The sequence below is a fragment of the Spiroplasma endosymbiont of Apeira syringaria genome, assembly GCF_964020205.1.
GTDB classification, from domain to species: domain Bacteria; phylum Bacillota_I; class Bacilli_A; order Mycoplasmatales; family VBWQ01; genus Spiroplasma_E; species Spiroplasma_E ixodetis_A.
In genome coordinates, this window is the sequence record NZ_OZ026543.1 from 1,721,454 (window position 1) to 1,737,870 (window position 16,417).

The 16,417-nt window shown below is 24.8% G+C and carries 19 protein-coding genes; 8 read left to right on the forward strand and 11 right to left on the reverse strand.

Translation table 4 applies throughout. From position 1 onward, the window contains the following. Positions 1-394: 394 nt before the first annotated feature. On the reverse strand, positions 395-1,210 hold the full coding sequence (locus tag AACL02_RS10590; protein WP_339043523.1) for an IS1595 family transposase: 816 nt from the start codon (positions 1,208-1,210) through the stop codon (positions 395-397). Between the two features lie 258 nt (positions 1,211-1,468). Between AACL02_RS10590 and AACL02_RS10595 the strand changes: the two genes are divergently transcribed. After that, positions 1,469-2,419, forward strand: coding sequence for an IS30 family transposase (locus AACL02_RS10595; protein ID WP_339040235.1), 951 nt, complete (start codon positions 1,469-1,471; stop codon positions 2,417-2,419). Positions 2,420-2,574: 155 nt separating this feature from the next. Here the strand turns inward: AACL02_RS10595 and AACL02_RS10600 are convergent, their stop codons facing one another. Next, complete coding sequence (locus AACL02_RS10600) at positions 2,575-2,712, reverse strand: hypothetical protein (RefSeq protein ID WP_339041487.1); 138 nt, start codon at positions 2,710-2,712, stop codon at positions 2,575-2,577. On the opposite strand from AACL02_RS10600, the gene AACL02_RS10605 reads away from it, so the two are divergent. Next, positions 2,658-3,479: an IS1595 family transposase gene (locus tag AACL02_RS10605; protein ID WP_281747836.1), complete on the forward strand. Its 822-nt coding sequence runs from the start codon at positions 2,658-2,660 to the stop codon at positions 3,477-3,479. The genes AACL02_RS10600 and AACL02_RS10605 overlap by 55 nt on opposite strands. On the opposite strand, the gene AACL02_RS10610 is transcribed toward AACL02_RS10605, so the two are convergent. The 3 genes from AACL02_RS10610 to AACL02_RS10620 all read right to left on the reverse strand — a co-directional run bounded on the left by AACL02_RS10610 (position 3,465) and on the right by AACL02_RS10620 (position 5,431). Continuing rightward, the gene (locus tag AACL02_RS10610) at positions 3,465-3,947 is read right to left on the reverse strand and encodes a hypothetical protein (RefSeq protein WP_339041489.1); all 483 of its coding nucleotides are present in this window, start codon (positions 3,945-3,947) and stop codon (positions 3,465-3,467) included. The two genes, AACL02_RS10605 and AACL02_RS10610, sit on opposite strands and share 15 nt — an antisense overlap. A 198-nt stretch (positions 3,948-4,145) precedes the next feature. Continuing rightward, positions 4,146-4,322: a hypothetical protein gene (locus tag AACL02_RS10615; RefSeq protein ID WP_339041491.1), complete on the reverse strand. Its 177-nt coding sequence runs from the start codon at positions 4,320-4,322 to the stop codon at positions 4,146-4,148. A gap of 101 nt (positions 4,323-4,423) precedes the next feature. Continuing rightward, on the reverse strand, positions 4,424-5,431 hold the full coding sequence (locus AACL02_RS10620) for an ABC transporter permease (protein ID WP_339041493.1): 1,008 nt from the start codon (positions 5,429-5,431) through the stop codon (positions 4,424-4,426). Positions 5,432-5,627: 196 nt separating this feature from the next. On the opposite strand from AACL02_RS10620, the gene AACL02_RS10625 reads away from it, so the two are divergent. Next, positions 5,628-5,867, forward strand: coding sequence for a transposase (locus AACL02_RS10625; protein ID WP_339041495.1), 240 nt, complete (start codon positions 5,628-5,630; stop codon positions 5,865-5,867). Between the two features lie 204 nt (positions 5,868-6,071). On the opposite strand, the gene AACL02_RS10630 is transcribed toward AACL02_RS10625, so the two are convergent. Continuing rightward, complete coding sequence (locus AACL02_RS10630) at positions 6,072-6,674, reverse strand: IS1595 family transposase (RefSeq protein ID WP_339041497.1); 603 nt, start codon at positions 6,672-6,674, stop codon at positions 6,072-6,074. Between AACL02_RS10630 and AACL02_RS10635 the strand changes: the two genes are divergently transcribed. From AACL02_RS10635 to AACL02_RS12550, 3 genes are all read left to right on the forward strand, one after another. Next, a complete protein-coding gene (locus tag AACL02_RS10635) occupies positions 6,620-6,853 on the forward strand; it encodes a hypothetical protein (protein WP_339041499.1) in 234 nt (77 codons plus the stop codon). The two genes, AACL02_RS10630 and AACL02_RS10635, sit on opposite strands and share 55 nt — an antisense overlap. A 41-nt stretch (positions 6,854-6,894) precedes the next feature. Then, positions 6,895-7,302, forward strand: a complete 408-nt coding sequence (locus AACL02_RS10640; protein ID WP_339041501.1) for an IS3 family transposase — start codon at positions 6,895-6,897, stop codon at positions 7,300-7,302. A 171-nt stretch (positions 7,303-7,473) separates the two neighbouring features. Next, a complete protein-coding gene (locus tag AACL02_RS12550; RefSeq protein WP_422397851.1) occupies positions 7,474-7,692 on the forward strand; it encodes a transposase in 219 nt (72 codons plus the stop codon). Here AACL02_RS12550 and AACL02_RS10645 read toward each other — a convergent pair. From AACL02_RS10645 to AACL02_RS10665, 5 genes are all read right to left on the reverse strand, one after another. Next, on the reverse strand, positions 7,679-8,311 hold the full coding sequence (locus AACL02_RS10645; RefSeq protein ID WP_339041504.1) for a hypothetical protein: 633 nt from the start codon (positions 8,309-8,311) through the stop codon (positions 7,679-7,681). The two genes, AACL02_RS12550 and AACL02_RS10645, sit on opposite strands and share 14 nt — an antisense overlap. Before the next feature lie 116 nt (positions 8,312-8,427). Beyond that, on the reverse strand, positions 8,428-11,985 hold the full coding sequence (locus tag AACL02_RS10650; protein ID WP_339041506.1) for an ABC transporter permease: 3,558 nt from the start codon (positions 11,983-11,985) through the stop codon (positions 8,428-8,430). A gap of 2 nt (positions 11,986-11,987) precedes the next feature. Then, positions 11,988-12,707, reverse strand: a complete 720-nt coding sequence (gene rnc, locus AACL02_RS10655) for a ribonuclease III (protein WP_174481262.1) — start codon at positions 12,705-12,707, stop codon at positions 11,988-11,990. Positions 12,708-12,735: 28 nt separating this feature from the next. Then, positions 12,736-13,764, reverse strand: coding sequence for a phosphate acyltransferase PlsX (gene plsX, locus AACL02_RS10660; protein WP_174481261.1), 1,029 nt, complete (start codon positions 13,762-13,764; stop codon positions 12,736-12,738). A 383-nt stretch (positions 13,765-14,147) separates the two neighbouring features. Then, the gene (locus tag AACL02_RS10665) at positions 14,148-14,306 is read right to left on the reverse strand and encodes a hypothetical protein (protein WP_339041508.1); all 159 of its coding nucleotides are present in this window, start codon (positions 14,304-14,306) and stop codon (positions 14,148-14,150) included. A gap of 11 nt (positions 14,307-14,317) precedes the next feature. Here AACL02_RS10665 and AACL02_RS10670 point away from each other — a divergent pair, with 11 nt between their 5' ends. Further along, a complete protein-coding gene (locus AACL02_RS10670) occupies positions 14,318-15,391 on the forward strand; it encodes an IS1595 family transposase (RefSeq protein WP_339041510.1) in 1,074 nt (357 codons plus the stop codon). A 287-nt stretch (positions 15,392-15,678) separates the two neighbouring features. After that, positions 15,679-16,020, forward strand: coding sequence for a transposase (locus AACL02_RS10675; protein WP_339043571.1), 342 nt, complete (start codon positions 15,679-15,681; stop codon positions 16,018-16,020). The last annotated feature ends 397 nt before the right edge of the window (positions 16,021-16,417 follow it).

Consider the following 16,417-nt stretch of genomic DNA (forward strand, 5'->3'; position numbering starts at 1 on the left):
ATTTTTGATTTTAACTCATTACTAGATGTTTGTGTTTTACTTTCTTGCTGTTCCATAAGTTCATCTCCTTTTTAACATAAAAACCCATTTGCTTTAAAATTAAAACAATGGGTTTAAAAACATTATAAATTCATTATATGCCTTTCTAAGTGAAAATCAATTAAAAACATAATAAACTTCCTTTTTTAAATTTTTACTAGAATAAAATTTTTATTAACTAATATCTTTACTCCATAAATGCTCATAACTTATATTTTCTAAAATTTAATAATCAAGTAATAATATAAGCACTAATATAAACAATAATATTAAGGCTTTTCTCCCTTTATGTACTATTTTAATTTTATCACATAAATGCTGAGAAAAGCCTATCTACGGACTTCTCCCCACATTTTTAAATCAAACATAGAATTACAGTTTCAAAACTAGGTATCTTGTTGAATTTATATGCAGCTTCTTTAGCATATAAATGAACATGATGTTTTGCAACTTTGATATGTGTTTTAAATGTTCTTCTTATATGTTTTCAAACTGATTCAATTTGGTTGGTATTTACACCAATTTTTGAAACATAGCCATCTTGATGGTTAACTGTTTCATGCTTAGTGAAAACTGATTTAAAATCGCAATATCCTTTTCAAGAATCAGTATATACAAGACATTTTGAAGAAATGTGGTTTTTTGCAAACTGCAAAAGATTTTTACTCTTTGCGTTTTTCAATACTTTCACAATTAAATTATTGGTTGTTTTTTGATAAATGCCAACAATCAAGGTTTTATTCACCAAGGATCTTCCTTGTTTTTTAAAACCCATATGTGAAAGATACATTTCATCAATTTGCACTGTACCTTCAACAATAAATTGAGGTTTTTGTTTTGCAATACGTGTTCTGATTTTATGAGTCATTCTTCAAGCAGTTTTCAAAGTCACTCCCAATTCTTTTGCAATATCTGTTGATGGAATTCCATGTTTGGTGTTTATTCATCTAAAGATAAGATAAAACCAAGATGTTAAAGATGTTTGTGACCTTGAAAATATGGTGCCTGTGAGAATGCTAAATGTTTGATTACATTTTAAACATCTCATTCTTTTTAAATCAGAAGTATTCAAATTAAAACTAAAACACCTAATACATTTGTTTTCTTTCAAATTTGCTATATATGCAAGACATTGCTGTTCAGTTTGAAAAGCATTGTTGAATTCATTCAGTTTCATTATTCCCTCCACAAGTACATGTGGGGAGAAGTCCGAATATTAATACCAAAAGCTAATAAAAAATATCATCAACGAAAAATAATTGGATAAATAACATGACTAAAAGTAATTAACTGCTGTGATAAAATATTAATCAATATTGGGGTGCTGAATTATACTTGTAAGTGCAAGTAAATAAAATTGCAAAAAAATTCTCATATAAAAATTTCATAATGCTAAATTTATTTTATAAAAAAAGTAAGGAGTTTTTATATGAGTTATAAACATCTTGGCGTAGATGAAAGAATTTATATTGAGAATCAATTGAAATTTAAAGTTAAAATTAGTGAAATAGCTAAAAATCTTAATCGAAATATTAGTACTATTATTCGAGAAATTAATAGAAATCAAGATAATAGTAATTATTTTTCATTGATTGCACAAAATAAAGCTGAAAATAGAAAACAATCACATATTTTTTTTCATAAGTTTAAAAATAAAGATTTAGTAAAATATGTGCAACAAAAACTATTATTAGGCTGATCACCTGAACAAATTTATGGCAGAATTAAAAATTTTCATAAACAATGAGTTATTAGTTTTAAAACAATTTACAATTGAATTTATTCTGGATTGCTTGATCAAGTTACTAGTAAAAATTTAAGAAGAAAAGGCAAAAAACGCAAATCTCAAGAAAATCGTGGCAAATTCAATAGCAAATCAATTAAAGAAAGAGATCTTAATATTAATGATCGTATAACACTTGGTCATTGAGAAGGAGATACTATAGTATCATCACGAGGCAAAAGTAAAAAATGTTTAATAACTTTAGTTGAAAGAGTATCACGATTTACTTTAGCAATATTAGTTAAAAACAGAACTACTAAAGTTATTAACAAAAATATTAGCCATTATTTATCAATTCTTCCTAAAAATATTGTTAAAACCATTACTTTTGATCGTGGTAAAGAATTTTCAAATTGACAACAACTTGAAAAAAATTTAGATGTGAAAATTTATTTTGCAAATCCATATTCACCTTGACAAAGAGGTACTAATGAAAATACTAATGGTTTAATTAGAGAAAAATTTCCTAAAAAATTTAATTTTTCAAAAACTTGTAAAAATGAAGTTCATAAATTTATATTGTCTTTAAACCAAAGACCAAGAAAAATACTAAATTATCTTTCACCGATAGAATATTTGGATAGAAAAATAATTTAGTTGCACTTACCTTTACAATTTAGCGGTAATAAAAATACTAAAAACTGAAAAAATTAAAATTAAAGGGACAACGATTATAATAAAATTGTAAGATACTTCCATAGTATTATATCCCAATACTTTTAAAATATTAATCAATATTCAATTATCACGAACTAAAATATTAGTAACCAAAGTCATAATCATAAATGATAATATAATACCGGACTTCTCCCCACATGTACTTGTGGAGGGAATAATGAAACTGAATGAATTCAACAATGCTTTTCAAACTGAACAGCAATGTCTTGCATATATAGCAAATTTGAAAGAAAACAAATGTATTAGGTGTTTTAATTTTAATTTGAATACTTCTGATTTAAAAAGAATGAGATGTTTAAAATGTAATCAAACATTTAGCATTCTCACAGGCACCATATTTTCAAGGTCACAAACATCTTTAACATCTTGGTTTTATCTTATCTTTAGATGAATAAACACCAAACATGGAATTCCATCAACAGATATTGCAAAAGAATTGGGAGTGACTTTGAAAACTGCTTGAAGAATGACTCATAAAATCAGAACACGTATTGCAAAACAAAAACCTCAATTTATTGTTGAAGGTACAGTGCAAATTGATGAAATGTATCTTTCACATATGGGTTTTAAAAAACAAGGAAGATCCTTGGTGAATAAAACCTTGATTGTTGGCATTTATCAAAAAACAACCAATAATTTAATTGTGAAAGTATTGAAAAACGCAAAGAGTAAAAATCTTTTGCAGTTTGCAAAAAACCACATTTCTTCAAAATGTCTTGTATATACTGATTCTTGAAAAGGATATTGCGATTTTAAATCAGTTTTCACTAAGCATGAAACAGTTAACCATCAAGATGGCTATGTTTCAAAAATTGGTGTAAATACCAACCAAATTGAATCAGTTTGAAAACATATAAGAAGAACATTTAAAACACATATCAAAGTTGCAAAACATCATGTTCATTTATATGCTAAAGAAGCTGCATATAAATTCAACAAGATACCTAGTTTTGAAACTGTAATTCTATGTTTGATTTAAAAATGTGGGGAGAAGTCCGTAGATAGGCTTTTCTCAGCATTTATGTGATAAAATTAAAATAGTACATAAAGGGAGAAAAGCCTTAATAAATTTTTTAAATTTACTATTAATTAAATTAGGTTTAATAAAATTATTACTATTTGCATTAATACCATAGATAGTTTGTCTTATTGTAACTTCATTACTAAAGCATGAATCATTAAAAGTTTGAGTTACACTATCATAAGTATTACCAATAGCATTATTATGACTAAAATCCAAATCATAAGAATCTTCAATATTCAATTTAATAAAAGGTAACTCATTTTGTTCTTGATAAGGAATAATACCAAAGCTAATTAATAAATCATTATTATTACCACTTTCATTTGTTAAATAATTAATAATATTTATTTGTTTTGTTCACTGTTTTTTAAATGTTTGTGGTAATAAATTTCATGTTGTCGATTTTTCAAAATTTTTACGCATCTTTAATAAATCGCTACCCAAAATATATTTATTACGTAAATCGCGAATAACGGGTGCTGGATTATTAGGATTTATTAAATATTAATCAATAGCATCTTGTAAATCTTGTTTAAGTGATACTCCTGATTCTATTTGTGAAACTGGAGCAATGTTATAAAGCAACTGCTTGTTATTATTAATAAAATTATTTTCAATGTCTTAATAATGATAACTATTTAAATAATTAAAATTAATTCCTTCAAATTGTAATGATAACATATCATTAACTAAACCACTAGCTGCAATTGAAAATAGCATTAATGTGGCAGCAAAAATACTAACTATACTAATGATAACTAATTTACCAAAACTACGCATGCTAATAGTTATTGCCAATTTATTATGATAACTAATATCACCAATAACTTTAACACTAATAAAATTAAAAATTTTGCTAATATTTAAATGATGATATTTTTTAAAATTTTTACTACTAATTAAGTCAAGTGGTTTTTTTGTAAAAATAAATAAACTATAAAAAAACTAATAATTACTAATAACAATAAAGGAACAGTTACCACAATAATTGTCATATGCACATTTATATATCATCCATAGTTAATTAACGCTAAATACAAGTTATGACTATTAATAAGAATATGACTAATAAATACTGATATTAAAACACCAATAATAGCAAAAATAAATAAAGGTCAAATAATAGCTAAAACCAAATAAATTGTTAATTGTCAATTTTTATAACCCAATGCTCTTAAAATTCCAATTAATTTATGATTATGATGAATCATCTTTCATACTACCATTAAAATAATAACACTAGTGAAAGTAAAAATTAATGTTAAAAATATTATACCGACATTTTGTGTCAAATTAATTCGCTCATTTAAGAAAAAAATAGCATTTTCATTATAAGGTCTTCATAAATAATCATCATTTGTTAAAATACTAGCAACATTAGCAAAATTTATACCATTAGTAAGATTTTGATAATGGTGACCATATGCTAATTGATTATGTAATATATTATATAATCATGGATTTAAACTACGTTCAGGATAAACTGGATTAAAACTATTTTTTTGTTTATTTTTATCAATAAAACCCTTAAAATCATTATTGATATTAGTCATTGTATTACTATTAACAAAAGCAACTGTTTTATTTTTTGGATCCATCAATCCACTAATATTATTAGCAATAAAAGCACTATTACGACTAGTAACAAATCCTCTAACAGTAAAAGTACGATTAACAATATTATACTTATCACCAATTTTTAAATTATTATTAGCAAATTGTTCATAAATTAAAATTTCATTATCTTGTAATGGTAACTCTTCCAAACTTTGTTTATAATTACCTACTAAAATTGGTGGATCAATAATATTTTTAGGAACTGTTTGTGTAAATAGAAAAGAATTACCGGTCATTAATAAATCATTAACTAAAGTATATTGATTTCATTCAATATTTTGAAATAACATGCCATTAATAATTAAAAAATATAGTTGTGATTGCAAAGAAATATCAATTTTATTATATTCATGATTAGCGTATGATATTTTATGATAAATTTCATCTTGATAAATTTTTAATGCTTTATCATTTAAAATATGGATGGGTTACACTTTATTGGACACTAATTACATAGACAAGTGAACAAAGAAAGGAACTATAATTATGGCCAATATTAACTCATATACCGATGAATTTAAAAAACAAATAGTAGCTTTATATCAAAGTGGCAAATCAGTATCTTGCCTTGTTAAAGAATATAATGTTACAAGAGCAGCTACTTACAATTGAATTAAGCAATTTACTAAGGCTTTTCTCCCTTTATGTACTATTTTAATTTTATCACATAAATGCTGAGAAAAGCCTATCTACGGACTTCTCCCCACATTTTTAAATCAAACATAGAATTACAGTTTCAAAACTAGGTATCTTGTTGAATTTATATGCAGCTTCTTTAGCATATAAATGAACATGATGTTTTGCAACTTTGATATGTGTTTTAAATGTTCTTCTTATATGTTTTCAAACTGATTCAATTTGGTTGGTATTTACACCAATTTTTGAAACATAGCCATCTTGATGGTTAACTGTTTCATGCTTAGTGAAAACTTATTTAAAATCGCAATATCCTTTTCAAGAATCAGTATATACAAGACATTTTGAAGAAATGTGGTTTTTTGCAAACTGCAAAAGATTTTTACTCTTTGCGTTTTTCAATACTTTCACAATTAAATTATTGGTTGTTTTTTGATAAATGCCAATAATCAAGGTTTTATTCACCAAGGATCTTCCTTGTTTTTTAAAACCCATATGTGAAAGATACATTTCATCAATTTGCACTGTACCTTCAACAATAAATTGAGGTTTTTGTTTTGCAATACGTGTTCTGATTTTATGAGTCATTCTTCAAGCAGTTTTCAAAGTCACTCCCAATTCTTTTGCAATATCTGTTGATGGAATTCCATGTTTGGTGTTTATTCATCTAAAGATAAGATAAAACCAAGATGTTAAAGATGTTTGTGACCTTGAAAATATGGTGCCTGTGAGAATGCTAAATGTTTGATTAGATTTTAAACATCTCATTCTTTTTAAATCAGAAGTATTCAAATTAAAATTAAAACACCTAATACATTTGTTTTCTTTCAAATTTGCTATATATGCAAGACATTGCTGTTCAGTTTGAAAAGCATTGTTGAATTCATTCAGTTTCATTATTCCCTCCACAAGTACATGTGGGGAGAAGTCCGTTTACTAATTCAGGTAGTTTTAAAACTAAAGATAATCGTTCTGTTGAAGAAAATGAATTAATTAAATTAAGAAAAGAATTAAAACAATTAAGAATGGAAAATGATATTTTAAAGCAAGCAGCACTAATAATAGGCAGAAAGTAGAGATTATTGCAAATAATAAATCTAAATATAAAATTCGCACAATGTGTCATTTTTTAAAACTCTCTAAATCAACATATTATTTTAATTTAAAGAAAAAAAATAAAATTCAAAATAATATTTATGAACAAGATGTTATTAGTGCTTTTAAAAAAAATAAAGAAGTTTATGGTACTAGAAGATTAAAAGTCATTCTAGAAAACCAAGAAATTTATTTATCAATACGAAAAATTAAAGAAATTATGAATAAACATAATTTAATATCAAAATACACTAAATTATCATTCAAAAATTATCATAATAAAGTCAATGATAGTCAAATAACCAATCTTGTTAATAGAAACTTTAATAATAGAGTTAAAAATGAAGTTATTGTTAGTGATTTAACTTATGTTCAAGTAAATGGTAAGTGAAACTATATTTGTTTATTAATTGACCTATTTAACCGCTAAATAATTGGACATAGTGTAGGTACTAAAAAAGATGCATCATTAGTATATCAAGCATTTATGCACTAAAATCGCTGTTTAAAAGATATTCAAATATTTCATAGTGATCGCGGTAATGAATTTAATAATAAAATTATTGATAAACTTTTACTAGCATTCAATATTAATCGCTCTTTAAGCAAAAAAGGTTGTCCTTATGATAACGCTGTTGCTGAAGCAACCTTTAAAACTTTCAAAACCGAATTTATTAATGATAAAAATTTTACATCATTAATCCAATTAAAATTAGAATTATTTGATTACATCAATTGATATAACAACATAAGAATTCACGGCACTTTAAACTACTTAACTCCAGTTAATTATCAAAAACAAATGTCTACCAAAAAATAGTCCTAAAAAGGGTTGCCATTCCAATAAAATAGTTTACTTGATTAATATTTGTCTTTCCATCATAAACATAACTATTAATTAAATTACGCATTGCATTTTTATATTCTTCAGAAGAATTATAACCTTGATGATAATCATTAGGAACTAATAGTTTAAAATCAACATAATGATGATGATATTTAGTAGATATGTTATTTCCGATTTGTAAATAATTATTAGCATGAGAATCACTTAAATCACTACTACCATTAAAAATTAAACGATAAGTATCGCTATTAGCATTAACTAAAACAATTTGAAAAGTTGCATGATTTAATTTAAAAGTATCAATACTATCATCTTGTTTATAATATGACATATTTTCCAATCATAATCCTAAATGTGTTTTATAATAATTATATTCTTTTTCAAAACTATTTTTTTCAATTGGTAATTCATTTAATTCTTGAAAATTAGTATTTTGACTAATATCATTTAAATATTGATTTTCTACATATTGATCAGAAAATTGAATGCTTAAAAAAGTTATAATCATAATCATAACTAAAAAGCCTAACCCTAAAACTTGAATAATATTTTTTCTTTGTTCACGCAAATAATTGAAAAATATTTTTACCATATTCCACTAACCCCAGTTGATACTTCAAGTTAATTTTATCAATTTAAAAATATTTTTTAAAATTAAAACATTTTAATGTGTAATTTTTTATTTTAAGCAGTAAACCAGATTATATATTATTTAGTTAATGTCATTAATTGTTTATTATTAACGTTTAACTTTCAAGTAATAATGTATGAGACTAAATAAATTAAAATATTTATACTAATCATCAATGCAAAATATCATCAACGAAAAACAATAGGAAATGCGATTTTTGCAAAAGTTGCTAATAAATTAGAAAGTACCATTACTAAAGAAGGAACAATAAAAACAGCAACCAAACTACTCATTACCAATGCAGGTATTATTACCAGAAAGAAATTATAAGAAACTTCTAATGCAGTATAACCTAAACTTCGTAAAATATTAATTAATATTAAATTATCACGAACACTAATATTAGTAACAATAACAATAATCATTAGTGATAATGTAACACTAAAAATACCAAAAAATGAAATTATTATTTGTAAACTATATTGATTATTCTTCATAATACTACGTAAATTACTAATATCATACACCGATGATAATGAAGTACTAATACCTTTACTTTCCAAATATCCTGAGTGTGAAATTTGTGCTAAATCAATATTATAATCATTTTTATTACTAATAATTGGTAAGTAATGTTTAAACTCATTATCAGTAAATTTGCTTAATTTACTATTAGCAAAATTATTTTCTAATAAATCACTTTTACTACCAAATAAAATCTCATTAAGTCAAAGTTTGGGCATTACTATTATTTTTGGATCTAATTTATTAATATAATCATAAGCAACACCAATTATATATTTTGTTTGATTATCTAATCCTTTATACCTATAAATAACACTATTATTAAGTTGTTCTCCACCATTATAAACATTAACAACCGAAGGTAAAGCAGAAGTAGCCATTGGAATAAATTGAACAGGACTACTATCTGGATTTTTAATTCCTAATTTTTGAATTAAATGATTACGAATATTAATAAATTGTTTATCTTGCCAATTATTAGAAACTTCCATATCAGTTAAATTTAATTTACTAAAAGTAGAGAAATCACTTATACTAAAATTTAGAGATAAAAAATCACTTAAACTATCATCAATACCATAAGCAGTTCTTGGTGCACTTCAATTTTTAAAAGATTCTTTTGATAAGGTTTGTGTATCATTATCAAAAACAGCACCACGCTGATTAGGAAGTAACAGATTAGCCTTATCAAGTTCTAATTGTGTGTATGGTACTTCATACTGTTCATCATAAGTAATTAAACCAAAACTTATCAATAAATCAGTATTGTTTTTACCATTATTATTGGTTAAATAATTAAATAATATTTTATTTTTTTCTAAAAAATTCTTAATTATTGATGGAATCTTTGATGGATTAGCATCAATTCATTGTTTTATTTTTAATAATTCACTACCCATAATATAACGATTTTGAACATTAATCACAATTGATTTATTAGGATTAAGAGGATCAAATTGTTTAATTGCCGCTAATAATTCTGGATATAATGAAATTTTACTTTTAATATTATCAACACTATTAAATTGATAAATTAATTTATTTTCGTTATTAATAAAGTTAGTTTTAATATTATCATCAAATTGATAACCATTTTGATAATTAAAATTAGTTCCCGCAAATTGTGAACCTAACATATTATTAACTAAACCACTAGCAGCAAGCGCAAAGAATACTAATGTTGCAGCAAAAATACTAGTAAAACACATAATTAATGTTTTACCAAAACTACGTAGTGAAGTAGTAACGGCCAACTTATTACGATAACTAAATCTACCAATCACATATCTTGCAATAAAAGTAAAAGTTGAACTAATATTTATTTTATATTTTTGTTTTGAAATATTATTAGTAATTAAATCTAAGGGTTTATTTCTTAATAAGAATAATACCATTAAAAAACTAATGAAAGTTAAACTAATGATTGGAATAACAAGTAATAAAATAGCAGTAACAATATTAAAATACCAACCATAACTAATTAAGGCAACAGTACTAATATTAGTAATATAAATTAAATAATGCGCAACTGGAATCGAAATTAAAACACCAATAATAGAAAAAATAAATAAAGGAGCAATAATTGAAATTACTAATGATATACTTAATTGTCAACTTTTATATCCTGTTGCTTTTAAAATTCCAATTAATTTTTTATTACGATCAATCATTTTAAAAGTAATAATAAAAATAATAATAGTAGTCACAATAAAAATTAAAATTAAAAATAAACTAGAAATCTCTTCAATAACATTAATTCTATTATTAATGGAACTAAAAGATCATTCTTGCATACTAGTATAAAATCTAGGATTATTGATATTTAAAGGTGAAACTATTTTATTATATTCAATACCATTATTATAATATTTTGTACTTGCTATATCAGTAGGTGTTTTATAAGTTGCATGAAGATAATTATAAATTCATTCATTATTTATTTGTGAATCAATATTTTTAGCCAAGTCAGGATTAATACCTAAAAAAAAATCATCAATATTACTGCTAAATGCCTTTAAATCAGATTCAACTTTGTGCATCGTATTACCATTAGTAAAAGCAACAGTATTATTTTTTAAATCAAGTGAATTACCAAAATAACGACCAACAAATGCTGCTAATGAGCTTGTAGCATAACCACGAATAATAAACGTTTGTCCAGCAATTACATAATTTTGACCAATATGTAAATTATTTAGTTCAGCAAAATGTTTGTAAATTAAAATTTCATTATCTTGTAATGGTTTTTCTGTTAAACTTGGGCCACCATCTTTGACAATAATTGCTTTATTAACAATATATTCAGGTCCTGTTTCAATAAAAGCAAAATTTTTACTAGTAATTAATAAATCACGGACCATAACAGCATGTTGTCATTCAATATCTTTATATAACATTCCCATTGACATTATTTCATATAACTTAGATTCATTTTTAATATCTATTTCACTATAGTTTCGATTAGCATATGGATACTCAGTTTTTCCTTTAAAATTATCATTATAAAACTGTAAAGCAGCTTCACTAGTAATCATAAAATTTGTTGCATTTTCTGGATGTAATGGATCATATAGATATTGATTTAGAATATTAGCATATTGTTCTATCGTTGCTTTATGAGTATCATAAGATGGATAATTAATAGGAATATTAATTTTAAAATCAATATATTTATGGCTAGTATCATTAAAAAGACTATCACCAATAGCAAAATATTCTTTACTATTAGCGAGTCCTCCATAAAAAGTAAAACGATATATATCAGGTCTAGTAGCATCTGGTATTGTTAACTGAAAAGTAGCTTTTGCCATCTTTTCTTTATAAATAGTATTATCTTTTTGATAATAATTAATATTATTTAAATAAGAACCATTTTTATCTTTTTCATTATATTTTCCATCAAAATTAACATATTCCACTGGTGAAAAAAATGTATATTGTTTAAATTCATTATGAGCAATATCGTTAACATATTGTTCAAATAAATAATTATTAGAAAAATTTAATGATAAAAAGGCAATAATCATAATCATTACTAAAAAACCTAAACCAAACATTTGTAATAAATTGTTTTTTTGTTCACGAATATAATTACGTAATAATTTAAACATGATTATCCCTTCTTATGATCACTTATTAATAAATTAGATTTTGACAGTTTTGCTAAAGCTGACTTTGCTGCTTCTTGCTCAGCTTTCTTTTTATTTGTTCCTACTCCTTTCCCCATTAGTATTTTATTATCTAAATACACATGAACAATAAAATAAGTAATATTATCTTTTTTAATTTGTTCCATAGTTTTATAATTAATAGGATCTCTTTTTTCTGCCTGTACTAATTCTTGTAATTTAGTTTTATAATCAATAATTGTTTCTAACTGATTAGTTTTAATTAATTCAAATAAAGTTAAATCTAAGATTTTTTTAACGGCACTATTTCCTAAATCAAGATATACTGCAGCAAGAAATGATTCAAAAACATCTGATAAAATACTTTCGCGTTGTTGCCCACCTGTATTTTTTTCACCATTTCCCAAAAATAAATAATCTTGTAATCCTAGAGCAATTGCCACTGCTGCCAATGTTTCTTGTCTAACTGCTTTACTACGTAAACTTGTTAATTGTCCCTCATCTTTATTTGGAAATAAGTGCCAAATGTAAGTTGAAATATTTTCCCCTAAAATCGAATCACCCAAAAATTCTAATCGCTCATATGAATAATCTAAATTATGTTCGTTTGAAAAAGAACGATGAGTAAACGCTTCACGATAATTACGATTAGATTTAATTTTTTCTAAAATACTCGATTTTAAAATATGTTCAATATTAATCATATTTTTCTCCTTAATACTTATTTATAAATTATAATTCTTGAATTTGTTTAGCTATTTTATTAGTAACATCTTGCTCAATAGCACGAATTAAAAGTTTTAAAGTACTATAATAAGATTTTTTATCACTAGATCCATGTGCTTTAAAAGCAATGCCATTAATACCTATTAATTGAGCACCACCTGTATTCTTATAATCAAAAGTCTTTTTAATATTTTTAAAAATACCAATTGACATTAAACCTAAAAATTTAGTTCATAAATTTTTTTTATAACCATTTTTAATTAATGTAAATAATAATGATGCCATGCCTTCAACTGATTTTAAAACAATATTACCTGAATAACCATCACAAATAATAATATCAACATCACCACTTAAAACATTTCGTGGTTCAATATTACCGTGAAAATTTAAAAAACTTAACTTTTCATTTTTTTGTGTTAATTGTTTTAGTTTAGCATATGTTGCTTTAGTTACTTCTGGACCTTTGCTTTCTTCAATGCCAATATTTAATAAACCAATTTTAGGACGTGAAATATTTTGAATAGTTTGACAATAAATATGACCCATTAATGCAAAATTAATTAATTCATCAACAGTGTTTTCAATATTTGCTCCAACATCCAATAATACTACTTGTCGATCTTTTATTAAAGTAGGCATAATTGGCATGAATGCCGGACGTTTAATGCCTTTGATTTCTCCTAATAAAAAATGACAAGCACCAAGATAGGCAGCAGTTGAACCCGAAGTTAGAATACCATCTGCTTTTTTATTTTTAACTAACTGAATGGCTTGATTCATAGAAGAATCAGTCATTCTAATACCAGCGAGTGGACCATCATTCATAGTTATTACTTGGGTTGTTGCTAGTATTGTTATTCTTGATGATAATGGCTTATTTTTTAATAAAATCTGCAAGTTTCCATTAATTTGTTTTTCATCACCAACTAAACAAATTTCAACGTTTTTGAATTCTTTAATAACTTCTAACGCTGCAGCAATAGCGGGCAAACTACCATGGTCTGAACCCATTACATCAAAAGCAATTTTCATAGTTCCTCCTAAAAACAAAAAATAATTTAAGAAACCTTAAATAATATTATATTATATTATTGATAGTTTAATTATACGTTAATTTTTTTAATTCATTAAGATTAACAATCCAACTAATACTGCATTTATTTATTTTAAATATGAATATTTCATTATTTGCTAGTAAAAAGTTAAAAAACAATTTATCTCTAATTATTTTGATATTGATTTTCTAAATAATTGTTTTTATTTACACCAGTTTTTTTTAAAGACCAAAACCCTTTTATTTATTTTATTAATAAAAAAAAATTTAAAAGCAAAAAACTAATATAAATATAAAAATATCTTATCATAATTTTACTAAAATCAAAAATGATCAAAGAATTAAAAAAATATTAAAACATTTAATAGTGTTTATTTTTATTTATAAAATAAACACTATTAATTTGATTATTATTCATAAAAAATAAAAACGGACTTCTCCCCACATGTACTTGTGGAGGGAATAATGAAACTGAATTAATTCAAAAATGCTTTTCAAACTGAACAGCAATGTCTTGCATATATAGCAAATTTGAAAGAAAACAAATGTATTAGGTGTTTTAATTTTAATTTGAATACTTCTGATTTAAAAAGAATGAGATGTTTAAAATGTAATCAAACATTTAGCATTCTCACAGGCACCATATTTTCAAGGTCACAAACATCTTTAACATCTTGGTTTTATCTTATCTTTAGATGAATAAACACCAAACATGGAATTCCATCAACAGATATTGCAAAAGAATTGGGAGTGACTTTGAAAACTGCTTGAAGAATGACTCATAAAATCAGAACACGTATTGCAAAACAAAAACCTCAATTTATTGTTGAAGGTACAGTGCAAATTGATGAAATGTATCTTTCACATATGGGTTTTAAAAAACAAGGAAGATCCTTGGTGAATAAAACCTTGATTGTTGGCATTTATCAAAAAACAACCAATAATTTAACGGACTTCTCCCCACATGTACTTGTGGAGGGAATAATGAAACTGAATGAATTCAACAATGCTTTTCAAACTGAACAGCAATGTCTTGCATATATAGCAAATTTGAAAGAAAACAAATGTATTAGGTGTTTTAATTTTAATTTGAATACTTCTGATTTAAAAAGAATGAGATGTTTAAAATGTAATCAAACATTTAGCATTCTCACAGGCACCATATTTTCAAGGTCACAAACATCTTTAACATCTTGGTTTTATCTTATCTTTAGATGAATAAACACCAAACATGGAATTCCATCAACAGATATTGCAAAAGAATTGGGAGTGACTTTGAAAACTGCTTGAAGAATGACTCATAAAATCAGAACACGTATTGCAAAACAAAAACCTCAATTTATTGTTGAAGGTACAGTGCAAATTGATGAAATGTATCTTTCACATATGGGTTTTAAAAAACAAGGAAGATCCTTGGTGAATAAAACCTTGATTGTTGGCATTTATCAAAAAACAACCAATAATTTAATTGTGAAAGTATTGAAAAACGCAAATAGTAAAAATCTTTTGCAGTTTGCAAAAAACCACATTTCTTCAAAATGTCTTGTATATACTGATTCTTGAAAAGGATATTGCGATTTTAAATCAGTTTTCACTAAGCATTAAACAGTTAACCATCAAGATGGCTATGTTTCAAAAATTGGTGTAAATACCAACCAAATTGAATCAGTTTGAAAACATATAAGAAGAACATTTAAAACACATATCAAAGTTGCAAAACATCATGTTCATTTATATGCTAAAGAAGCTGCATATAAATTCAACAAGATACCTAGTTTTGAAACTGTAATTCTATGTTTGATTTAAAAATGTGGGGAGAAGTCCGTAGATAGGCTTTTCTCAGCATTTATGTGATAAAATTAAAGTAGTACATAAAGGGAGAAAAGCCTAATTTAATTGTGAAAGTATTGAAAAACGCAAAGAGTAAAAATCTTTTGCAGTTTGCAAAAAACCACATTTCTTCAAAATGTCTTGTATATACTGATTCTTGAAAAGGATATTGCGATTTTAAATCAGTTTTCACTAAGCATGAAACAGTTAACCATCAAGATGGCTATGTTTCAAAAATTGGTGTAAATACCAACCAAATTGAATCAGTTTGAAAACATATAAGAAGAACATTTAAAACACATATCAAAGTTGCAAAACATCATGTTCATTTATATGCTAAAGAAGCTGCATATAAATTCAACAAGATACCTAGTTTTGAAACTGTAATTCTATGTTTGATTTAAAAATGTGGGGAGAAGTCCGTAGATAGGCTTTTCTCAGCATTTATGTGATAAAATTAAAATAGTACATAAAGGGAGAAAAGCCAATAAAAATAAAGTTAATTAAAAATAATTTTTATTGTATTTTATTTTAAAAACTTTAGAATTTAGTTACTTCTTATTATATATCTAAGAAGGCATTGGGGAAAAATTAATAACACAACTAAAAACTTTACTTATAAACAGTAATTTTTTGGATATGATTTTGAAATACTTATAAATTTTTGTAGTAAAACTAATTCAAAAAAATTAATACTACTACTTTTGAGGATCTTGTTAAAAGAATATGATCCTTTTTAAAATATATACTTACTGTTATTAATAACAAATTAACATTATATTAAATAAAACTTTTGTAATT